The sequence below is a fragment of the Stenotrophomonas sp. GbtcB23 genome, assembly GCF_019091045.1.
Lineage (GTDB): Bacteria > Pseudomonadota > Gammaproteobacteria > Xanthomonadales > Xanthomonadaceae > Stenotrophomonas > Stenotrophomonas rhizophila_A.
Map to the genome: position 1 here is coordinate 1 of NZ_JAGXKC010000617.1, position 243 is coordinate 243.

1 protein-coding gene is annotated in these 243 nt (G+C 60.1%); it reads left to right on the plus strand.

What is annotated here, in order from left to right:
- Positions 1-34 precede the first annotated feature (34 nt).
- Positions 35-243, plus strand: a 209-nt coding sequence (locus tag KVS69_RS20320) for a hypothetical protein (protein WP_217540092.1), incomplete at its 3' end; no start/stop codon positions are given.

Genomic DNA, 243 nt, shown 5'->3' on the forward strand with positions numbered 1-243 from the left:
GGGCGTGATCTCCGGACGAGAGAGGGGTAGTTTCTTGCAAGCCTTGATCGATCTTTTCTGGTCCAAATATGCCGATCTGCGCCAGGCGGTCGAGCACAATGACACGCAGGCGGTCACAACGCCCGATCGCGAGCTCGACCCCATCCTGCTCGCGGTCTTTTCCAGCCAGGGAAAAGACCTGGCCAGCATCCAGGCACAGTTCCGATTCGCCCTCGATCTCCTGAACGAGGAGGCTGACGACCG